At 66.7% G+C, this 19,619-nt stretch carries 20 protein-coding genes; 11 read left to right on the top strand and 9 right to left on the bottom strand.

From position 1 onward, the window contains the following. Positions 1-10: 10 nt before the first annotated feature. Positions 11-208: a hypothetical protein gene (locus ASE75_RS03595; protein ID WP_055928788.1), complete on the top strand. Its 198-nt coding sequence runs from the start codon at positions 11-13 to the stop codon at positions 206-208. Positions 209-229: 21 nt separating this feature from the next. Here the strand turns inward: ASE75_RS03595 and arsH are convergent, their stop codons facing one another. The 5 genes from arsH to ASE75_RS03570 all read right to left on the bottom strand — a co-directional run bounded on the left by arsH (position 230) and on the right by ASE75_RS03570 (position 3,651). Further along, positions 230-976 (bottom strand): arsenical resistance protein ArsH, encoded by a 747-nt coding sequence (gene arsH / locus ASE75_RS03590; RefSeq protein WP_055928785.1) that lies wholly within the window; start codon positions 974-976, stop codon positions 230-232. After that, complete coding sequence (locus ASE75_RS03585) at positions 976-2,262, bottom strand: arsenic transporter (protein WP_055928783.1); 1,287 nt, start codon at positions 2,260-2,262, stop codon at positions 976-978. Before ASE75_RS03585 ends, arsH begins: the two co-directional genes overlap by 1 nt. Beyond that, a complete protein-coding gene (gene arsC / locus ASE75_RS03580) occupies positions 2,262-2,687 on the bottom strand; it encodes an arsenate reductase (glutaredoxin) (RefSeq protein WP_055928780.1) in 426 nt (141 codons plus the stop codon). The genes ASE75_RS03585 and arsC overlap by 1 nt, the downstream gene beginning before the upstream one ends. Positions 2,688-2,796: 109 nt before the next feature. Next, complete coding sequence (locus ASE75_RS03575; RefSeq protein ID WP_055928777.1) at positions 2,797-3,150, bottom strand: ArsR/SmtB family transcription factor; 354 nt, start codon at positions 3,148-3,150, stop codon at positions 2,797-2,799. A gap of 162 nt (positions 3,151-3,312) precedes the next feature. After that, positions 3,313-3,651: a hypothetical protein gene (locus tag ASE75_RS03570; protein ID WP_055928773.1), complete on the bottom strand. Its 339-nt coding sequence runs from the start codon at positions 3,649-3,651 to the stop codon at positions 3,313-3,315. Between the two features lie 55 nt (positions 3,652-3,706). Here ASE75_RS03570 and ASE75_RS03565 point away from each other — a divergent pair, with 55 nt between their 5' ends. Continuing rightward, positions 3,707-4,147 carry a hypothetical protein gene (locus tag ASE75_RS03565; protein WP_235512499.1) on the top strand — a complete coding sequence of 147 codons (441 nt, stop codon included), beginning with the start codon at positions 3,707-3,709 and terminating at the stop codon, positions 4,145-4,147. A 61-nt stretch (positions 4,148-4,208) separates the two neighbouring features. Next, the gene (gene rsgA, locus ASE75_RS03560; protein WP_082463767.1) at positions 4,209-5,201 is read left to right on the top strand and encodes a ribosome small subunit-dependent GTPase A; all 993 of its coding nucleotides are present in this window, start codon (positions 4,209-4,211) and stop codon (positions 5,199-5,201) included. A gap of 13 nt (positions 5,202-5,214) precedes the next feature. Here the strand turns inward: rsgA and ASE75_RS03555 are convergent, their stop codons facing one another. Next, positions 5,215-8,649, bottom strand: a complete 3,435-nt coding sequence (locus tag ASE75_RS03555; RefSeq protein WP_235512498.1) for an acyl-[ACP]--phospholipid O-acyltransferase — start codon at positions 8,647-8,649, stop codon at positions 5,215-5,217. 94 nt (positions 8,650-8,743) lie between these two features. Between ASE75_RS03555 and ASE75_RS03550 the strand changes: the two genes are divergently transcribed. The 7 genes from ASE75_RS03550 (at position 8,744) to ASE75_RS15330 (ending at position 15,525) form a co-directional block, all read left to right on the top strand. Further along, positions 8,744-9,346, top strand: coding sequence for a TetR/AcrR family transcriptional regulator (locus tag ASE75_RS03550; protein WP_055928770.1), 603 nt, complete (start codon positions 8,744-8,746; stop codon positions 9,344-9,346). Between the two features lie 71 nt (positions 9,347-9,417). Then, the gene (locus tag ASE75_RS03545; protein WP_055928766.1) at positions 9,418-10,317 is read left to right on the top strand and encodes a hydrogen peroxide-inducible genes activator; all 900 of its coding nucleotides are present in this window, start codon (positions 9,418-9,420) and stop codon (positions 10,315-10,317) included. A gap of 94 nt (positions 10,318-10,411) precedes the next feature. After that, positions 10,412-12,127, top strand: coding sequence for an ABC transporter ATP-binding protein (locus ASE75_RS03540; protein ID WP_055928763.1), 1,716 nt, complete (start codon positions 10,412-10,414; stop codon positions 12,125-12,127). Next, the gene (locus ASE75_RS03535; RefSeq protein WP_055928761.1) at positions 12,111-13,202 is read left to right on the top strand and encodes an efflux RND transporter periplasmic adaptor subunit; all 1,092 of its coding nucleotides are present in this window, start codon (positions 12,111-12,113) and stop codon (positions 13,200-13,202) included. The genes ASE75_RS03540 and ASE75_RS03535 overlap by 17 nt, the downstream gene beginning before the upstream one ends. After that, the gene (locus ASE75_RS03530) at positions 13,199-14,620 is read left to right on the top strand and encodes a TolC family protein (protein WP_443025284.1); all 1,422 of its coding nucleotides are present in this window, start codon (positions 13,199-13,201) and stop codon (positions 14,618-14,620) included. Before ASE75_RS03535 ends, ASE75_RS03530 begins: the two co-directional genes overlap by 4 nt. A gap of 74 nt (positions 14,621-14,694) precedes the next feature. Continuing rightward, on the top strand, positions 14,695-15,102 hold the full coding sequence (locus ASE75_RS03525) for a response regulator (protein WP_055928758.1): 408 nt from the start codon (positions 14,695-14,697) through the stop codon (positions 15,100-15,102). Between the two features lie 150 nt (positions 15,103-15,252). After that, positions 15,253-15,525 (top strand): hypothetical protein, encoded by a 273-nt coding sequence (locus tag ASE75_RS15330; protein ID WP_156340091.1) that lies wholly within the window; start codon positions 15,253-15,255, stop codon positions 15,523-15,525. Between the two features lie 105 nt (positions 15,526-15,630). Here ASE75_RS15330 and ASE75_RS03520 read toward each other — a convergent pair whose 3' ends face one another. Continuing rightward, positions 15,631-16,689: a ribonucleotide-diphosphate reductase subunit beta gene (locus ASE75_RS03520; RefSeq protein WP_055928755.1), complete on the bottom strand. Its 1,059-nt coding sequence runs from the start codon at positions 16,687-16,689 to the stop codon at positions 15,631-15,633. A gap of 45 nt (positions 16,690-16,734) precedes the next feature. Next, the gene (locus ASE75_RS03515; RefSeq protein ID WP_055928752.1) at positions 16,735-16,935 is read right to left on the bottom strand and encodes a hypothetical protein; all 201 of its coding nucleotides are present in this window, start codon (positions 16,933-16,935) and stop codon (positions 16,735-16,737) included. A 56-nt stretch (positions 16,936-16,991) separates the two neighbouring features. Here ASE75_RS03515 and ASE75_RS03510 point away from each other — a divergent pair, with 56 nt between their 5' ends. Continuing rightward, complete coding sequence (locus ASE75_RS03510; RefSeq protein ID WP_055928749.1) at positions 16,992-17,234, top strand: DUF2171 domain-containing protein; 243 nt, start codon at positions 16,992-16,994, stop codon at positions 17,232-17,234. Between the two features lie 87 nt (positions 17,235-17,321). Here ASE75_RS03510 and ASE75_RS03505 read toward each other — a convergent pair whose 3' ends face one another. Then, complete coding sequence (locus ASE75_RS03505; RefSeq protein WP_235512497.1) at positions 17,322-19,229, bottom strand: ribonucleoside-diphosphate reductase subunit alpha; 1,908 nt, start codon at positions 19,227-19,229, stop codon at positions 17,322-17,324. Positions 19,230-19,619: the final 390 nt, after the last annotated feature.

Raw genomic sequence — 19,619 nt, 5'->3', positions numbered from 1 at the left:
ATTTGCCAGTTTGAAGACCCCGCATATCGCTGCGCGGCCCGACGCCGTCCTGAAGACGGATGCCGCCGGAATGGTGAAGACGGGTGTCGCCGGTCCGGGACGCTATCGCCTGGTCGCGAGCCTGAAAGAGCCGGGGCCGGTCTATCTTCCGGGCGGGGTCGCACAACCGGCGCACCGGATCACGACGACGTCCTATGTCTCCCCCTGACGCACCAGCACGGTCTTTGCGTCAGGTTCCTTTTCGCAAGGCTATCACCGAAAGATCGGTGGCCGGATCGGTCGTGGCACCCGATTCCCTGCGTTCGGAATAGCGATCGACCAGTTGCGCGGCGTGCGGACGCAGCAGGACCGTAAAGCGCACCAGTTCCTCCATCACGTCGACGATACGGTCGTAATAGCCCGACGGCTTCATGCGACCGGCATCGTCGAACTCGTTGAACGCCTTGGCCACGCTCGACTGGTTCGGGATCGTCACCATCCGCATCCAGCGGCCCAGGACGCGCAGCGTGTTGACGCTGTTGAACGACTGCGATCCGGCCGAGACCTGCATGACGGCAAGCTTGCGACCCTGGGTCGGGCGCATGCCGCCCATGGCCAGCGGCAGGTGATCGACCTGCAACTTCATGATGCCGGTGATCTGGCCATGCCGCTCGGGACTGCACCACACCTGCCCCTCCGACCACAGCGACAGCGCGCGCAGTTCATGAACGGCCGGGTGATCGTCACCCGCGACCTGATCCGGCAGCGGCAGGGTCGACGGATCGAAGATGCGCGTCTCGCAGCCGAAGAAGCGCAGGAGGCGCGCGGCCTCCTCGACGCACAGGCGCGAATAGGAGCGTTCGCGCAGGTTGCCGTAAAGCAGCAGGATACGCGGTGGCGGATCGCCCACGCCAAGGCCGGAAGCGGGCCGCGCAAGCGCATGGCGGCGATCGAGCGCCGGAAGGTGGTCGGGGTTGGAAACGTCGCGCAGGGGCATCAGGCGGATCCGATCCGCAGCGCCAGCGCCGCCAGGGTGATGAGGAGAATCGGCACGGTCAGGGTCACGCCCACCCTGAAGTAATAGCCCCAGCCGATCCGGATACCCTTCTGGCCAAGGACGTGAAGCCACAGCAGCGTCGCCAGCGACCCGATCGGCGTCAGTTTGGGGCCAAGGTCACAACCGATGACATTGGCGTAGATCATCGCGTCCCTGATCGCGCCGCTCGCGTGGGTGGCGTCGATCGACAGCGCACCGACGAGGACGGTCGGCATGTTGTTCATCACCGACGACAGCATTGCCGCGATGATGCCGGTGCCGAACGCGGCGCCCCAGACGCCGCCCTGGGCGGTCCGGTCGAGCAAGGCCGCCAGATGATCGGTCAGGCCGGCGTTTCGCAGGCCGTAGACGACCAGGTACATGCCGAGCGAGAAGATCACGACCTGCCACGGCGCACCGCGCAGGATCCTGCCGGTGTGGATGACCTGGCCACGCCCGGCGATCACCAGCAACAGGACCGCGCCCGCCGCCGCCACGGCACTGACCGGGACGCCAAGCGGTTCGAGCAGGAAGAAGCCGGCGAGCAGCAGCGCCAGCACGATCCAGCCGGCGCGGAAGGTCGCCGCATCGCGGATCGCCTCGGACGGATGCCGAAGGGCGGTCACGTCATAGGATGTGGGGATATCGCGCCGGAAGAACAGCAGCAGCACGCCAAGCGTGGCGGCGATCGACACGAGATCGACGGGCATCATGACGCTGGCATAGCGGCGAAAGCCGAGTTCGAAGACGTCGGCCGACACGATGTTGACGAGGTTGGAGACGACGAGCGGCAGGCTGGCGGTGTCGGCGATGAATCCGGCGGCCATCACGAACGCCAGCGTCGCCCTGTCCCTGTACCCCAGCGCGCGCAGCATCGCGATGACGACCGGCGTCAGGATCAGCGCCGCCCCGTCATTGGCGAACAGCGCCGAGACCGCCGCGCCGAGCAGCACGATCAGGACGAACAGCCAGCGGCCGCTGCCTCTGCCCCAGCGGGCGACGTGCAACGCCGCCCATTCGAAGAAGCCGGCTTCATCGAGCAGCAGGCTGATGACGATGATCGCGACAAAGGCACCGGTCGCGTTCCAGACGATGCCCCACACGACCGGCACGTCCGACAGCGATACGACGCCGGCCAGCAGCGCCACGACGGCACCACCCACCGCGCTCCAGCCGATGCCCAGTCCCCTTGGCTGCCAGATGACGAGCGTGATCGTGGCGACGAATATGGCGACGGCCAGCAGCATCAGCCGACGCGCCGACCCGACGCGTCCACGACCTGCTCGCCATCTTCCTTGGTGAACGCGTCGCGTTGCGGCGCGGGCAGCAGATCGAGCACCGCTTCCGACGGACGACACAGTTTCACGCCAAGCGGCGAGACGACCAGCGGTCGATTGATGAGGATCGGGTGCGCGATCATCGCATCCACCAGCGCGTCGTCGGACAGCGTCGTGTCGCCCAGACCCAGTTCTGCATAGGGGGTGCCTTTTTCACGCAACAGATCGCGGGGCGACATCCCGGCGCGGTCGATCAGTTCCAGCAGCAGCGCGCGCGACGGGGGCGTTTGCAGATATTCGACGACGTGCGGCGCGATGCCGGCGTTGCGGATCATCGCCAGCGTGTTGCGCGAGGTGCCGCAGGCCGGATTATGATAGATGATGATATCGGTCATGCGTGAGTTTTGCCTTGGTCCTGGGCGTTGAAGATCTTTGCTGCCCGTCGTCTCCGCGCGGATGATCGGGGGGCGGGGCGGGGCGGGGCGGGCGTCTGGCGACGCGCGGTCAGGCGGTCGCCCGCGCATCACAGCGGCTGTTCAGGACGAGGTCGGCCAGCGAGCCACAGATCTCGGGCGATCCGCCACAGCAGTCCTTCATCAGATATTCCAGCAACGCGGTCATGGTTTCGTATCGCGCCGTGTAGATCACCGACCGGCCTTCACGCCGGCTGTCGATCAGTCCGGCATGCGAGAGAATGGCAAGGTTGGCCGACAGCGTGTTCGGGGGGATTGCCATCCGGCGGGCAATCTCGCCTGCGGCGATGCCGGTCGGCCCGGCCTGTACCAGCAGGCGAAACGCCGTCAGCCGCCCCTCATGTGCCAGGGCCGAAAGCCCGGCGACCGCATTTTTCGTATCCATATTTCCACTATAGTGGAAACGATGTATCGGGCAATGGGAAAGCAGAAGGACCGGGCGCATCGGCGCACCCCCCGGACCATGGCCGTCCCCGACGATCATGTGGCGATCGTCGGCAGGGAAGGGGCGGGGCCGGCCGGAAGGGCGGGCGCGCCGCCGGGGCCGTCAGCGTTGCTTCTTGGTGATGGTGGCGGTGAAGTCGGGATCCTTCTTGGCGACCCAGTCGACGAACTTTCGCACCGCCGGGTGGATCAGCAGGGCCTCCACATCCATCCCGGCGCGCTGAAGCTCAGAATTGGTGAAGGTCGCGGTCAGCGTCTGCTGGCAGATCGGGTGCATCGGCACGACGTCGCGCCCGCCCCGGCTCTTGGGTACGGGATGATGCCAGACGATGGTCTTGCCGGTCGGGCGGCCGCACAGCCAGCACACCACCGGCGCGGCCGGGGGGGCGTCGTCATCCGGCACGTCGTCGACGGGACCGTGTCTCAAATGTTTGCGGGCCATGCCTGTACCTGAAAGTTCTTGTGCGCTGCCCGCCTGTAGCCCAGTGGCCGGGTCCGTGCACCATTCCATGTGGTGGCGCGGACATGGGCTGGTCGGCTTCGCGGTGCCGGCGGAATCGAGGCGATACGGTATCATGGCAAAGACGGTCGCTGGACCTTGGGATGCGACTGCCGTTCAGGCTTGGCTGGCCGCGCGCATGGCGGCGGCGCGGTCGGATCAGGTCGTCGCGGAACGTACCGGCTACACGGCGCAGGACGATTGCGACAAGGCGAATGCCGAGGAAATGGTCTGCACGCTGATGGCCGCCGGAACGGCCGTGACCGCGCGCGCGACGTTTCTTGCGCGCTTGCAGAGCCTGTCGGAGCGCGACGACTATATCTGGCGGGGTGTCTACAACGACACGCGCTTTGATCGCCATGTCCGGTCGTACATCCGCAAACTGGTGCGGATGGCGAAGACCAGTGACGGCTTCGGCAATATCGCGCATTATCAATGAGGGCCAAAGCTTCGGCCCGATCGACCGGGCTGGTCGCGATGAAAGATGCCGCTGCAACCCTATGATACCGAACCACCTCATCGACCTTGGCTGGAACGACCATTTCGGCGCGCAATGGATCCCCGACGATTCAGGGGACGAGGTGCCTGCGCGGGTGATGGCGGTGCACCGCGGCAAGATCGCGATCTCGGACGGGGTCACGCAGCGGTTCGTCTCGCCCTACATCCCGGGCGCGCAGCCGGATGACGACCACCCCACGGTCGGTGACTGGGTGCTGACCGACCGTCAGACGGGGGAGCCGACCCGTGTGCTCACGCGCATGAACCTGTTCAAGCGGCGCTCGCCCGCCGATCCCCGGAAAGAGCAGATGATCGCCGCCAACGTCGACACGGTGTTCATCGTGTCGTCGTGCAACCAGGATTTCAGCGTCGCGCGGCTGGAACGCTATCTGGTGATGGCGCGCGAGATCGGCGTCCATCCGGTGATCGTGCTGACCAAGCCAGACCTGACCGACGACCCGGCGGCGTTCGCGCAAACGGCACGCGCGCTCGAACCCGGGCTGCTGGTCGAAACCGTCGACGCGCGCGATCCCGCGGCGGTCGAGACGCTGGCGACATGGTGCGGGCGCGGGAAGACCGTCGCGTTCCTCGGCTCGTCGGGGGTCGGCAAATCGACGCTGGTCAACACGCTGCGCGGGTCGGACAGCATCGTTACCCAGGCCATCCGCGCGCATGACGGCACCGGTCGCCACACGACGACGGTGCGCGAGATGCACCGGCTGACCCGGGGCGGCTGGCTGCTCGACCTGCCCGGTATGCGCGAATTGCAGCTGACCGAGGCGGCGGCGGGCATCGCCGAGGTGTTCGACGATGTCGCGCTGATCGCGCAAGAGTGCCGGTTTTCCGACTGCGCGCATGACAGGGAGCCGGGTTGCGCGATCCGCGCGGCGATCGCGTCGGGCGAACTGACCGAGGAGCGGGTCGCGCGCTGGCACCGCCTCGCGGTCGAGGATGGCACCGGCGGCAAGCGTCCGACGAAGCGGCGGTCGCACTGACCGTCCGCACCCGTCATTCCACATCGCCCTCCGTCGTTGCCGGGGGCGCCGCAGAAGTCGGGGCGGCCATCGCGTTCAGCGTCACATAGTCGATCTTGCCGGTGCCAAGGACGGGCAACGCATCGAGCGCCCGGATTTCACGCGGCAGCATCAGTTCGGTCACCCCGTTGGCGCGGCCCCACGCCTGTAGCGTGGCGGCGCTCGCATCGACGCGGGTGGTGAACAGCACCAGCTGTTCCCCTTTGCGCGGGTCGGGCCGGGTAACGACCGCATGGTCGTGGTCGGGCCAGAGCCGTGCGGCATAGCCCTCGACCGCCGGCAGCGACACCATCTCGCCGGCGATCTTGGCAAAGCGTTTCGCGCGGCCCCGGATCGTGATGTAACCGCCGGTGTCGATCGTCACGATGTCGCCGGTGTCGTGCCAGCCGCCCTCGGGCGGTTGCAGCACGCCCGGTGCATCAGCCTTCAGATAGCCGGCCATGACGTTAGGGCCACGGATCGACAGGCGTCCGCCCTCGTCGATGCCCGGCACCGGCTCCAGCTTCGCGGTCATGCCGGGCAGCAGGCGGCCGACGCTGCCGGCGCGGAAATGCATCGGCGTGTTGACCGCGATCACCGGGGCCGCCTCGGTCGCGCCATAGCCCTCCAGGATGCGCAGGCCGAACTTGTCGGCATAGGTCCGCCGCGTCTCGTCGCGCACCCGCTCCGCGCCCGCAAAGATGTAGCGGAGCGCATAGAAATCATAGCCATGCGCCATCCGCGCATAGCCCGACAAGAACGTGTCGGTGCCGAACAGGATCGTCGCATTGGCGTCATAGGCCAGCGCAGGCACGATCCGGTAATGCAGCGGGCTGGGGTAGAGCAGCGTCCGCACCCCCGACAGGATCGGCAGCAGCGTGCCGCCGGTCAGCCCGAAGCTGTGGAACACCGGCAGCGCGTTCAGCACCAGGTCGGCGGCGTTGAAGTCGATCCGCGCCGACAGTTGCAGGCAGTTGGCGAGCAGGTTGCGGTGGGTCAGCACGACGCCCTTGGGCAACCCCTCTGACCCGCTGGTGAACAGGATCACCGCCGGCGCGTCGGGTGACAGGCGGTGGCGGCGATGCAGGCGGCCAGCCCAGCGGGTCGCGACCAGCGCGCGCAGTTTGGCAAACGCGCCGATCGCAGCGCCGATATCCTCCAGATAATGGACGCGCAGCCCCGCCGCCTCCAGCCCGGTGATGACGCCGTCCAGCTTGCCCTGCGTCACGAAGGCGCGCGCGGTCAGGATCGTGCGGATCTCCGCCGCGCGGCACGCCGCCGTCAGGCTGGCAAGTCCGGCGGTGTAGTTCAGCATCGCCGGCACCCGGCCGATGCCCTGCAACGCGAAGAAGGTGGCGACCACCGCGTTGACGTTGGGCAGCATCAGCCCGACCGCCTCGCCGGGGGCGGTCAGCGCGGCAAGCGGACGCCCCAGCGCGATGCTGCCCGTCAGCAGGCGGCTGTAGGTCAGCGGTTCGCGCTTCACATCCTCGACCACCGGCGACCGGCCGCCATGAATATCCTTGGCGTCGATCAGGGCCTGATACAGCGTGCGGCCGGTGTCCGACGTCGCGAAGATCATTTCGCTCATCACGTCGTACAGCTTGGCACCGGCGGCGGCGCGGCGTTCGCGCGCGGTGTCGCCCTCCACCGCGAAGCGGCGCGGCGGCAGGATGGTCAGTTCGATCTTGGGGAAGGTCCGCAGCCGCACCTTGCCGCGCAACCGCGAGAAGGGGCTGTATTGCGCGCCGTTGATGCGGACCGGTACGATCGGCGCATCGGCCTTGTCGGCGACCATGCCGGGGCCGTCGAAGACCTTCATGAGCGCGCCGGTGACGGTGATGCGGCCTTCGGGGAAGATCACCAGCGTCCGCCCCTCGCGCACCGCCTTCACCATCGCCTTGGCCGCCATAGGATTCATCGGATCGACCGGGAAGGCGTCGAACATGCCCAGGAACGGGCGGACCCACCACGCCCGTGCGATCCGGCTGTGGATCGCGAAGGTCGGCTTGCCCGGCAGGAATGCGGCCAGCAGCAGCCCGTCGAGGAACGAGACGTGGTTGACCACCACCACCGCGCGCTCGCCCGGTTGCGGCATGTTCTCCGCCCCCTGCACCTCGACCCGGTACAGCAGCACCAGCAGGCCGCGGATCATCGCCTTGAAGATCGTTTCCGGCAGCAGCCAGCACGAGATCAGCGCGATGGTCAGGGTCGCAAAGCCGAGTGCGCCGATCACGCCGGGAACGGTCGTGCCGTTCGCCAGCAACAGGGTGACGACCACGACCAGCAGCACCGTGACGCAGGCGTTGATGATGTTGTTGGCGGCGATGATCCGCGATCGGTGTTCGGGTGCGCTGTGAACCTGGAGGACGGCGTAGAGCGGCACGATGAACACGCCGCCCGAAAAGGCGATGCCGGCCAGCGCGAACAGGATATGCCAGCTGCCCGGTGCCGCGACGAAGGCGGCCACGTCAGCGATCGGGGCGACCGCGACGAAATGGCTGGTGGCGATCCACAGGTCGATCAGGAATCCGGCCAGCCCCAAAGCGGCGACCGGCACGTAGCGCGCGGAGACCTCGCCGCCGAGCAGCGCGTTGACCGCCAGCGATCCGGCCGCGACCGATACCGAGAAGACCAGCAGGAACAGCGTCACCACGCTGGCACCGGCGTGCAGCGTCCCGCTGACCAGCGGCGCGAACTCCGACAGCAGGATCGCGCCGACCGAGAAGAACCAGCTGATTCCCAGGATCGCCAGCCAGACGCCGCGCCCGCCTTTCGCGACCTTCAGGATCGCCCAGGTGCCCTTGAAGATGTTGCGCTCGATTATGAGGCCGGGCGCGGCGGTGGGAGCGGACGGAATGGCCAGGCTGACCAGAAAGCCGATGATCGCAATGCCGGTCGCGACCAGACCGCCCTCCCATGCCGGGATCACGCCGCCCAGCAACTGGCCGCCAAGGATCGCGAGGAACGTGCCCGCCTCGATCAGGCCGGTGCCACCCATCACCTCGTTCGGGCGCAGATGCTGCGGCAGGATAGAATATTTGACGGGGCCGAAGATGGTCGAATGCACGCCCATCAGGAACAGGCAGACCAGCAGCACAGGCACCGACTGGATCCAGAAGCCCGCCAGCGCCAGCAGCATGATGCCGATTTCGGCCGCCTTCACGGTGCGGACCAGCACCGCCTTGTCGAACTTGTCCGCCAGCTGGCCGGCCAAGGCCGACAGCAGGAAATAGGGCAGGATGAACACACCGGTGGCGATCGTTGCCAGTTGCTCCGCCTTGTCCGGGGCGGCGGCGTACAGGCCGAAATTGGCAAGGAACAGCAACGCGAACTTCAGCAGATTGTCGTTGAACGCGCCCAGGAACTGGACGGCGAACAACGGCCCGAAACGGCGCTTGGCGAGCAACGATACGTCAGGTGCGGACATGGTGGCGATCCCTTCGGCGGCGACCATAACAACAAATGAACACCGCTCAATAGATAAATTGGACACTGTTCATTTTTTTGGTTAAGGCATCGTCATGGGCCGCAGATCCGATCACAGCCGCCAGGATCTGGAAACGCTGATCCTCGCCGCCGCCGCCGCTCTCGTCGCCGAGGTGGGGCTTGCCGGATTTTCCGCGCGCGAGGTCGCACGGCGGATCGGCTATTCGATCGGTACGATCCACAACGTGTTCGGCACCACCGACCGCCTGGTGACCGCGATCAACACGCGCAGTTTCGGTCTGTGGGCGGCCTATCTGCGCGAGCGGCTGGACCTGGCGGGGGACGCCGACCGGATCGCGGTGCTGGTCGAGGGCTATTTCGGTTTCGCGCGGTCGCACACCCATTGGTGGACCGCGATCTACGACCATCGCCTGCCGCCCGATGCCACGTTGCCCGAAGCCGACCAGCAGGCGCGCGGCGTGCTGACCGAAATCGTCATTACCGAGGTTGCCCGCGCGCTGCATCGCCCGGTCGATGACGGAATCGCGACGCTGGCGCGGTCGCTGATCGCCACCGTCCACGGCCATTGTGCCTTCGCGGTCAGCGGGGCGTGGGCGCTGATGGGCGAGGCCGCGCCGGAAACAGCCGCGCTGGCCCGCGTGCGCGAGGCGCTGGCCGGGCACATCGCCGCTGGCTGAGGGTGTCGCCGGTTGGGAACGGAGCCGCGAATAGTTCGCCTGCAGAGGCGCGGCCGCGATATGCAGGGATCATGCACCGTCCGAGAATCACCACGCGCCAGCTCAGCTATTTCGTCGCGCTGGCGGAAACGGGCAATTTCACGCGGGCCGCCGACCGCATGGGCATCGCGCAGCCATCGCTGTCGCAACAGATCCGTGGGTTGGAAACCGTGCTGGGCGGGGCGTTGTTCGAGCGGGGCGGACCGGCCATCCTCACGCCGCTGGGCCGCGAGACGCTGGACCGGGCGCGGCGCATATTGCTGGACCTGACCGACATGGAGGAGGTGCGCGCCGCATCCGCCGATGCGCTGGTCGGCACCATAAGGCTGGGTGTGTCGCCGACGCTCGGTGCCTATCTGCTGCCAAGTCTGGTCGCGCGCCTGCACCGGGAGCATCCGACCCTGCGCGTGCATATCCGCGAGGGGCTGCCCACCGCCCTGACCAATGGGCTGGCGACGGGCGAGCATGACCTGATCCTGCTGCAACTGCCGGTCGCGGGGCGGACGTTCCACACCGAACGGCTGTTTCGCGAGGCGCTGTACCTCGCGATGGCGGCGGACCATCCGCTGGCCGCGCGATCTGTTATCGAGACGACCGATCTGCGCGGACAAAGCCTGCTGACGCTGGTGCCGGAATACCGGATGGCGCAGCAGGTCGCGGCGATCGCCGACGAGGTCGGCGGCGTCATGCTGAACGATTACGAGGGGACCAGCCTGGACGCCATTCGCCAGATGGCCGGGATGGGCATGGGGCTGGCCCTGCTGCCCGAACTGTACGTCCGTCAGGAGGTCCGCGACGGCGACGACGTCGTCGTCCGGCCGATCCGGGGCGGACGCTATTACCGCGAGATCGGCCTGCTCTGGCGAACCGGCGCGGGGCGGGCGCCCGCATACCGGCTGATCGCCGACCTGCTGCGCGCGGTCGGGCCATAGGATAATCCTTTGGCGGCTATAGTCTGCGTAACATTGTATCAATACTGGCGTTCGGCGATTAAGGGCGTCGCGGCAACGATGGTGGACAGATCAGGTGGCGGACAAGCGAATCGGATGGCGCGAGGCAAGCGGCTGGCTGGGTGAAATCGTCGGCCCGGACATGCCGTATCTCCGGCTGGCGCTGGTGTATGGCGTGGCGACCAGCCTGTTGTCGCTGGCGACCCCCATTTCGGTGCAGCTGCTCATCAACAGCGTCGCCAATACCGCCTTGCCCGCCCCGCTCTGGACGCTGGCGGGCCTGCTGCTGCTGCTGCTGCTGTTCGTCGCGGGGCTGAGTGCCGCCCGCTTCTACATCATGGCGCTGTTCGAGCGGCATGTGTTCGCGCGCGTCGTCGCCGAGATCACGGTGCGCGCGGTCCACGCGCAGAACCCGTTCTTCGGTGACCAGAACCGCGGCGACCTGTTCAACCGCTATTTCGACCTGGTGGTCGTGCAGAAGGCGGTGCCGAGCCTGTTCATCGGCGGCTTCACCATCATCCTGCAATCGGCGGTCGGGCTGGCCGTCACCAGCTTCTATCACCCCTTCTTCCTCGCCTTCAACGCGCTGCTGATCCTGCTCGTGCTGGCGATCTGGATGATCTGGTCGCGTGGGTCGATCCGTACGGCGGTCGGGCTGAGCCATGCCAAGCATGACGCCGCGCGCTGGCTGGAAAGCGTCGGCGGGTCGAACGGCTTCTACAAATCCGGCCGGCATTTCGATTTCGCGATGGACCGGTCGGAGGCGGTGACCGCGACCTATATCGACCGGCATCGCCGCTATTTCCGGTACAGCTTCACCCAGACGGTGGCGTTCCTGCTGCTCTATGCCTTTGCCAGCGCCGCCCTGCTGGCGCTGGGTGGCAGCCTGATCCTGCGCGGCGAATTGTCGATCGGCCAGCTCGTCGCGGCCGAACTGATCCTCAGCGGCGTCTTCTACGGCATATCGCAGCTCGGCTGGTATCTCGACACGCTGTACGATCTGGTGGCGAGCGCGGAGGAACTGTCGCTGCTGTTCGCGATTCCGCAGGAGCCGGCGGTCGCTGCCACCGGCAAGGCCCCGGCCGACGGCGCGATCCGGCTGGACGGGGTCGAGGTGCAGGGCGCGCGGTTCGACTTTTCGCTGGCGGCGGGCGAGCAGCTCGTCACGGTGGCCGACGGCGCGGCCGAACGGCTGCTGGCGCTGGTGCTGAAGCGCCATGTCGTGCCCGATCGCGGTCTGGTGACGGTCGGCGGCGCGGACATGGCGACGTTCGACATGTACCTGCTGCGGTCCGAGGTCATGGTGCTGGACCGGCCGACCATCGTCGAGGTCACGATCCGCCAGTATCTGACGCTGGCCGCCGCCGATGCCGGGTCGGGTGCGATGCTGGAGGCGCTGGACGTGGTCGGCCTGCGCGACCGGGTCGCGCGGCTGGAGCAGGGGCTGGACACGCCGCTGGCCGCGTCGGGCTATCCGCTGTCGATCGGCGAGGTCATGGCGCTGAAGCTGGCCAACGCGCTGCTGGTCCGTCCGCATGTGCTGATGCTGTCGCAGCTGTACGACCTGATCCCCGCCAGCCGGCTGGTCGACGTGCTCGCCCGGTTGAAGGCGGCGGAAACGACCACGTTGCTGTGTACCGGGCGGCCTGAGGATATTGGCCTGGATGGCTGGTTCCGGCTGGATCCGAACCGGCAGCAACGCTTCGACAGCCGCGACGCCATGATCGCTGCCAGCAACGGGGCCAGCAATGGGGCCAGCGAAGGGGAGGCGACCAATGACCTACACGCCTGACCGAATGGCCCATTTCACGACGCTGGCGGCGATGCGCCCGCCCCGGGTCGCGGTCGCCATCGCCTGGATGCTGATGATCGGCGTCGGGGTGACGGTCGCGATCATGGCGCTGGTCCCGTGGGTGCAGACTGCCAAGGGCACGGGGCAGGTCGTCGCGCTGGATCCCGACGACCGGCAGCAGCAGGTTACCGCCTTCGTCGCGGGCCGCGTCGAACGCTGGTACGTCCATGACGGCCAGCATGTGTCCAGGGGCGATCCGATCGCCCGCATCGTCGACCTCGACCCCGACTTCCTGACCCGGTTGCGGGCCGAGCGCGCGCAGGTGGTGGCGGAGATCGCCGCGGTCCAGCAAAGCCGGGCCGTCGCCGGCATCGACGTCGCCCGCACCGCGCAGCTGCTGGCCGAGGGGCTGGCGGCGCGGCGTGACTATGAACAGACGCAGATCAAGGTCGCCGATGCCGGGGCCAAGTTGGCCGAGGCGCGCGCGAAGCTGAACCGGATCGACATCCAGCTGAACCGCCAGTCGGTCCAGCTGGTCCGCGCGCCCCGTGACGGGCGGGTGCAGCAGCTGAACGCGGCGGCCGGCGGCGCGCTGGTGTCGCCCGGCACCGCGCTGGCGGTCATCGCGCCCGAAAAGGTCGTGCGCGCGGTCGAGCTGTTCATCGACGGCCGCGACGTGCCGCTGTTGCGCCCCGGCCGCCCGGTGCGGCTGGAGTTCGAGGGATGGCCCGCGATCCAGTTCAGCGGATGGCCCTCGGTCGCGCAAGGCATGTTCGATGGCCGCGTCCGCACGATCGACCCCAATGCCGCCGCCGACGGGCTGTTCCGTATCCTGGTCGAGCCGCAACCGGGCAAGCCCGCCTGGCCGGTGCGCGAATTCGTCCGCCCCGGCGGCAAGGTGCGCGGCTGGGTCCAGGGCGAGACCGTGCTGGTCGGTTATGAGCTGTGGCGTCAGCTGAACGACTTCCCGCTGGAATATGGCCGCCGCCCGGTGCCTGCGGCCGGCGGAGAGGCCAAGGCCGGGGCCAAGGATGCGTCGACCAAGACGGGCGAAGACGAAGGCGGCAAGAAGTGAGGCGGGTGTCGATCGCGCCGGTCCTTGCCCTGATGCTTGCCCTGGCACCGGTTGCGGCCGGCGCGCAGGTCGGGCCGCTGACGCTGGACGAGGTGCTGCGGTCCTCGGCCCGTAGCGCGCCGCAGATCGTCGAGGCGCTGGCCCGTGTCCGGCAGGCGGAGGGCAAGTCGCTGTCGGCGGAGGGCGCGTTCGACACCGTGTTCGACGTCGACGGCAAGTCGCGCCTTGCCGGATATTATGACGGTACCGTCGTTGAGGGGCGGGCGACGCGGCCGCTGACCGGCAATGGCGGCTATGTCTATGGCAATTACCGCGCGTCGCGCGGCACCTTCCCGGTCTATGAGGATCAGGCCTATACCAACCGCGCGGGCGAGGCGAAGGTCGGCGCGCTGTTCGCGTTGTTGCGCGACCGGGTGATCGACGAGCGCCGGACGCGCCGGAATATCGCCGGCACCGACATCGACGTGGCACGGTTCGAGGCGCAGATGGTCGCGATCGGCGTGCAGCGTCGCGCGGTCGATGCCTATCAGGCGTGGGTCGCGGCCGGCTTGCGGCTGCGGGCGTACCGCGACCTGCTCGATCTCGCCGAACGGCGGCGCGGGGCGATCGGCCGGCTGGTCACGCTTGGCGCGCGCCCTGCGATCCTGCTGACCGAGAACGACCAGAATCTGGTCCGCCGCCGTGCCCTGGTCGTGCGCGCCGAACAGGATTTCGCCAGCGCCGCCAACGCGCTGTCGCTGTATCTGCGCGACGGCGACGGTGATCCGCTGCTGGTGTCGGCCGAGCGCCTGCCGGGCGATACCGGCGCGCTGGCCGGCGTGACCGTCGCCCCGCCGAGAGTCGCCGCCGCGCCGGTTGAACGGCCCGATTACCGCGCGATCCTGACCCGCATCGACCAGTCGACCGCGCGGCTGATGCTGGCCGAAAACGACCTGTCGCCCCGGCTCGACCTGCGCGGTGACGTGGGCAAGGATATCGGCGCGGTCGGGCTGGGCGGGCCGAACCGGACCCCGCTGGAGGCGACCGTCGGGTTCCGCTTCAGCGTGCCGCTCCAGAACCGCGCGGCCAAGGGCCGGGTGGCGGAGGCGCGGGCCGAGATCGACGCGCTGGGCCAGCGCAGCCGGTTCCTGCGCGACCAGATCGCGGTCGAGGTCGACGGCATCGTCATCGCCGTCGGCGCGACCGAGCGACTGGCCGCCATCGCCGAGGAGGAGCGGATGCTCGCCGAGCGGCTGGCCGCCGCCGAACGCCGCCGGTTCGAACTGGGGTCGGGCGATTTCTTCCTGGTCAACCAGCGTGAGGAAACCGCGACCGATGCGCGCGTCCGCCTGGTCGACGCGCAGGCGCGGATCGCGTCGGCGCGCGCCGAACTCGCGGCGGCGACCGCCGATCGACGGGCGCTGGGGCTGGCCGACTGACGGCGGCGCACCGGACAAAATCGACGGCGCGGGGTTTCGACGGACCCATGGCATCCGCCACCCGTTGAAGCGGCATGACCACATCGACCATCCCCTATGCGCTGATCGTCGATGACGACGCGATCATCCTGATGGATCTGAACGGGATCCTGACCGAGGCCGGCTTCCGCTGCTACGAGGCCAATCACGGCGACGCGGCCAGGGCGATGCTGCCGCGCCATGCGGCCAACATCACCCTGCTGTTCTCCGACGTCGAGATGCCGGGCGATACCGATGGATTCGCGCTCGCCCGGCATGTCGCCGAAACCTATCCGTGGATCGAGATCGTCATCGCCAGCGGCCGGATCAAACCCGGGGCCGGCGACATGCCCGCCAACGCCACGTTCCTGGGCAAGCCGTTCACCGCGCAGATGGTTCACGACCACCTCCGCCGCACCCTGCCCGACGGCAAGAAGCCGGAGCCGTTGTTACGCGCGGTGTGAGGGCTGGCGTCCTTTTTCTGATCGACGCGTTCTGAAATTAGGTCTGTTCAGTGGCCGTACAGCGGACGGAGGCAGACTGATTACGGCAATGGGACGTTGCGGTCGCGAACGGGCCGAAACGCGTTGTCGCGGTAGAACGGGAGCAGGCACATGAAGATGGTGATGTTGGCAGTAACCGGGCTTTTCACCGCCGGGGCGGCGGAGGCACAGATTCTAAAGAGCAAATCACCGACCGTGAATGTCCTGTCGGCCGGGGACAATTACCTGATGCGGGCAAGAAGCGATGGAAGGCGCAGCGTTGCCAGTTATCCAAACGGCCCGAAGAAGACCTGTCTTGATTCCAAGGAAACGGGTGAAACGGTGTGCCACACCCGCGCCGAATGGGAAAAGATCGCCGCTGCTATCGAGCGGCGTCAACGCTGATCCCGCGGTCGATGGCCGTCTGCCGTCCTATGGCGACATCGGCGATCGTATCGTTCATCAGGGCGGGCGCGAGTTCATCCTCGCACCCGCCCCGCATATCGCAGCCTACTCCGCCGCCACCCCGGCGCGGGCGAACATGTCGCCGTCCAGCGCGTCCAGATCCTGCGCCGCGACCGGGCCGGCCTTGGCCTTCTGGCGCTTGTCGAACGAATCCCACACGTCGTTCCACTGGCCCTTGGTCGCGGCCTTGGAATATTCGGTCGCGCGGGTTTCGAAGAAGTTCGCATGCTCGACACCGTTCAGCAGCGGGGTCAGCCACGGCAGCGGGTGTTCGTCGATCATGTAGATCGGTTTCAGGCCCAGCTGGTTCATCCGCCAGTCGGCGATGTAGCGGATGTACTTCTTGATCTCCTTGGGCGTCATGCCGTTGACCGGCCCCTGCTCGAACGCCAGGTCGATGAACGCATCCTCCAGCCGGATCGTCGTCTGGCACACATCGGCGATGTCGTCCTTGACCGCCTTGGTCAGGCAGTCGCGCTCGGCACAGAAGGCGTGGAACAGGCGAATGATGCCTTCGCAATGCAGCGACTCATCGCGCACCGACCAGGTGACGATCTGGCCCATGCCCTTCATCTTGTTGAAGCGCGGGAAGTTCATCAGCATCGCGAACGACGCGAACAGCTGAACGCCTTCGGTAAAACCGCCGAACATCGCCAGCGTGCGCGCGATATCCTCGTCATTGTCGACGGTGAAGTTCTGCATGTAATCATGCTTGTCCTTCATCTCGGCATATTCGAGGAACATGCCATATTCGCTCTCGGGCATGCCGATGGTGTCGAGCAGATGGCTGTAGGCGGCGATATGCACCGTCTCCATGTTGCTGAACGCGGCCAGCATCATCTTGACCTCGGTCGGCTTGAACACCCGCCCGTATTTCTCGTGATAGCAGTCCTGCACCTCGACATCGGCCTGGGTGAAGAAGCGGAAGATCTGGGTCAGCAGGTTGCGCTCGTGATCGGTCAGCTTCTGCGCCCAGTCGCGGCAATCCTCGCCCAGCGGCACTTCCTCGGGCAGCCAGTGGAGCTGCTGCTGACGCTTCCAGAACTCGAACGCCCAGGGGTATTCGAACGGCTTGTACTGCTTGCGCGCTTCGGTGAGGGACATGGGATTACTCCGGTACAGAATTGAAATTGGAATTGGAAAAACGGGTCATGCCTCGACACTCCATTGCCACATCGCGGTCGCGGACATGGCCAGGACGATGCCGGCGGCGAGCGCCATGATGCCGGCCATGCGGTAGACATAGACCTTGGCCGGCCCCGCCGGCCGGATGAGCGCGAGCAGCAGGCCGGCACCGACCAGCGCGAAGACGCCCGCCACGCCGTACATGATGCCGATGCCCGGCGTCATGCGACCATTTCCCCACAAGCGCGTTGAACCGGCGTACCCATCACAGGAGAAGCATCATGGTCGACGCCAGCCAGATCAAGGAACATGCCGAAGTCATCGGCGCAGACGGCGTGCATGTCGGCACCGTCGACAAGGTCGAGGGCGACCGGATCAAACTGACCAAGAAGGACAGCGGCGAGGGGAGCCACAAGGGCCATCATCACTTCATCTCGCTTGGTCTGGTCGCCGATATCGAAGGCGACACCGTCCGCCTTTCGGCCAATGGCGACGTCGCGGTGACGTTCGAGGAAGAGGCGTAAGCCCTGACAGGTTGAGGCCTGCAAAACTCCGGCTCGCGTCGTGCGGGCCGGAGTTTTTGTGTCCGGTATGACCCGGACACGGATGGCTTACTGACAGGCCAGGCACTCGTCGTAATCCTTCGATTCGACGTCGATCTGGCGCAGGTCGATCGTGTTGTCGGCTTCCACCCCGCCGGCGAACCCGGCGCGGTGGATCGACTTGGAGCGCAGGTAATAGAGCGACTTGATGCCCAGTTCCCACGCGCGGAAATGAAGCATCAGCAGGTCCCATTTCTCGACGTCCGCCGGGATGAACAGGTTCAGCGACTGCGCCTGGTCGATATAGGGTGTGCGGTCGCCGGCCAGTTCGAGCAGCCAGCGCTGGTCGATCTCGAACGACGTCTTGTAGCAGTCCTTCTCGTCGGTGGTCAGGAAGTCGAGGTGCTGGACGCTGCCGCCCATCTCCAGGATCGAGTTCCACACCGCGTCGGAGTTCTTCGACTTCTCGATGAAGATCTTTTCGAGATACGGGTTCTTGACGACGAAGCTGCCCGACAGCGTCTTGTGGGTGTAGATGTTGGCCGGGATCGGTTCGATGCAGGCGCTGGTGCCGCCGCAGATGATGCTGATCGACGCGGTCGGCGCGATCGCCATCTTGCAGCTGAACCGCTCCATGGCGCCGACATCGGCGGCGTCGGGGCAGGGGCCGCGCTCGACCGCCAGCTGCATCGACGCCTCGTCAACCTGCGCCTTGATGTGCTTGAAGATGCGCAGGTTCCACGACTTGGCCATCGCGCCCTCGAACGGCAGCCCGCGCGCCTGGAGGAAGCTGTGGAAGCCCATGACGCCCAGGCCCACCGAACGCTCGCGCCCGGCGCTGTAGGCGGCGCGCTCCATGCCCGGCTCGTGCCGGTCGATATAATCCTGCAGCACGTTGTCGAGGAAGCGCATCACGTCCTCGATGAACAGCTTCTCGCCCTTCCACTGGTCCCAGGTTTCCAGGTTCAGCGAGGACAGGCAGCAGACCGCGGTACGATCATTGCCCAGATGGTCGCGGCCGGTCGGCAACGTGATCTCGCTGCACAGATTGGAGGTCGACACCTTCAGCCCCAGGTCGCGGTGATGCTTGGGCATCGCCTTGTTCACATGGTCGGCAAAGACGATGTACGGCTCGCCGGTGGCCAGACGCGTCTCGACCAGCTTCTGAAACAGCGCGCGCGCGTCGACGGTGGCGCGGATCGCGTCGTCCTTCGGGCTGCGTAAGTGCCATTCGTCACCGGCGCGGACCGCCTCCATGAACGCATCGGTCAGCAGAACGCCGTGATGCAGGTTCAGCGCCTTGCGGTTGAAGTCGCCCGATGCCTTGCGGATTTCAAGGAATTCCTCGATCTCCGGGTGGTTGATGTCAAGATAGACGGCGGCCGACCCGCGACGCAGCGATCCCTGCGAAATGGCGAGGGTCAGCGAATCCATGACGCGGACGAACGGGATGATGCCGCTGGTCTTGCCGTTCAGGCCGACCGGCTCGCCGATGCCGCGCACATTGCCCCAATAGGTGCCGATGCCGCCGCCACGCGACGCCAGCCAGACATTCTCGTTCCACGTCTCGACGATGCCGTTCAGGCTGTCGGGGACCGAGTTCAGATAGCAGGAAATCGGCAGGCCGCGCCCGGTGCCGCCGTTCGACAGGATCGGCGTGGCGGGCATGAACCACAGTTTCGAGATATAGTCGTAGATCCGCTGGGCATGCGCGGCATCGTCGGCATAGGCCGAGGCCACGCGCACGAACAGATCCTGATAGCTTTCACCCGGCAGCAGGTAACGATCGTTCAGCGTGTCCTTGCCGAAATCGGTCAGCAGCAAATCGCGGCTGTGGTCGACCTCGACCGGATAGGGCTGAGGCCGGACCGAATGGCTGTCCAGCGCCTGCGGGCCGGTCTTTGATTCGGCGGCAGGAGCCTCCACGGGGGCCGCCGGGGTCGCCTGTTCAAGCGCATCAATCATATCGGTGGCCATGTCGTTATCCCGGCTAATCTCTGAATCCATCGAAACCGTTCCCCTCGTCCTCGATTCCAAATCCACGACTCGGGCGGCGTTGCAGCACGCCCGCATCATAGGTGCCGAAGGTGGGCCTGACGAGAACAAAACAAGTCCATCGTCATGGATCGCGCGGTTTGGCGACCTCTGTGCCCCCGGAGGGTTAAGATCGTCATACCACCAGCGATTGGGTTGGCCTTCGTGCGTAACCGCTACTGATTGTGGCATAGCGGCGCGCGATGCAAGCCGTTGCGCGGCGGTTCGGAGGCCGCGACGGGCGGTACACCGTATCCGGCAATGCGCGACGCGCCGGGTTCCGTGGGGTCCGCAAAATGCAAGGGCCCTATGTGTACCGGCAAATATTTTTAT

Origin of the sequence: Sphingomonas sp. Leaf17 (genome assembly GCF_001421505.1) — a bacterium.
Taxonomy (GTDB): Bacteria; Pseudomonadota; Alphaproteobacteria; order Sphingomonadales; family Sphingomonadaceae; genus Sphingomonas.
This window is presented reverse-complemented; position numbering and strand designations above follow the sequence as displayed.

Excerpts from the sequence above, each read along its gene's own strand:
- arsH (WP_055928785.1), bottom strand. The coding sequence starts at position 976 with ATGCCCCTGCGCGACGTTTCCAACCCCGACCACCTTCCGGCGCTCGAT.
- ASE75_RS03585 (WP_055928783.1), bottom strand. The coding sequence starts at position 2,262 with ATGCTGCTGGCCGTCGCCATATTCGTCGCCACGATCACGCTCGTCATC.
- arsC (WP_055928780.1), bottom strand. The coding sequence starts at position 2,687 with ATGACCGATATCATCATCTATCATAATCCGGCCTGCGGCACCTCGCGC.
- ASE75_RS03575 (WP_055928777.1), bottom strand. The coding sequence starts at position 3,150 with ATGGATACGAAAAATGCGGTCGCCGGGCTTTCGGCCCTGGCACATGAG.
- ASE75_RS03570 (WP_055928773.1), bottom strand. The coding sequence starts at position 3,651 with ATGGCCCGCAAACATTTGAGACACGGTCCCGTCGACGACGTGCCGGAT.
- rsgA (WP_082463767.1), top strand. The coding sequence starts at position 4,209 with ATGATACCGAACCACCTCATCGACCTTGGCTGGAACGACCATTTCGGC.
- ASE75_RS03555 (WP_235512498.1), bottom strand. The coding sequence starts at position 8,649 with ATGTCCGCACCTGACGTATCGTTGCTCGCCAAGCGCCGTTTCGGGCCG.
- ASE75_RS03550 (WP_055928770.1), top strand. The coding sequence starts at position 8,744 with ATGGGCCGCAGATCCGATCACAGCCGCCAGGATCTGGAAACGCTGATC.
- ASE75_RS03545 (WP_055928766.1), top strand. The coding sequence starts at position 9,418 with ATGCACCGTCCGAGAATCACCACGCGCCAGCTCAGCTATTTCGTCGCG.
- ASE75_RS03535 (WP_055928761.1), top strand. The coding sequence starts at position 12,111 with ATGACCTACACGCCTGACCGAATGGCCCATTTCACGACGCTGGCGGCG.
- ASE75_RS03525 (WP_055928758.1), top strand. The coding sequence starts at position 14,695 with ATGACCACATCGACCATCCCCTATGCGCTGATCGTCGATGACGACGCG.
- ASE75_RS15330 (WP_156340091.1), top strand. The coding sequence starts at position 15,253 with ATGAAGATGGTGATGTTGGCAGTAACCGGGCTTTTCACCGCCGGGGCG.
- ASE75_RS03520 (WP_055928755.1), bottom strand. The coding sequence starts at position 16,689 with ATGTCCCTCACCGAAGCGCGCAAGCAGTACAAGCCGTTCGAATACCCC.
- ASE75_RS03515 (WP_055928752.1), bottom strand. The coding sequence starts at position 16,935 with ATGACGCCGGGCATCGGCATCATGTACGGCGTGGCGGGCGTCTTCGCG.
- ASE75_RS03510 (WP_055928749.1), top strand. The coding sequence starts at position 16,992 with ATGGTCGACGCCAGCCAGATCAAGGAACATGCCGAAGTCATCGGCGCA.
- ASE75_RS03505 (WP_235512497.1), bottom strand. The coding sequence starts at position 19,229 with ATGGCCACCGATATGATTGATGCGCTTGAACAGGCGACCCCGGCGGCC.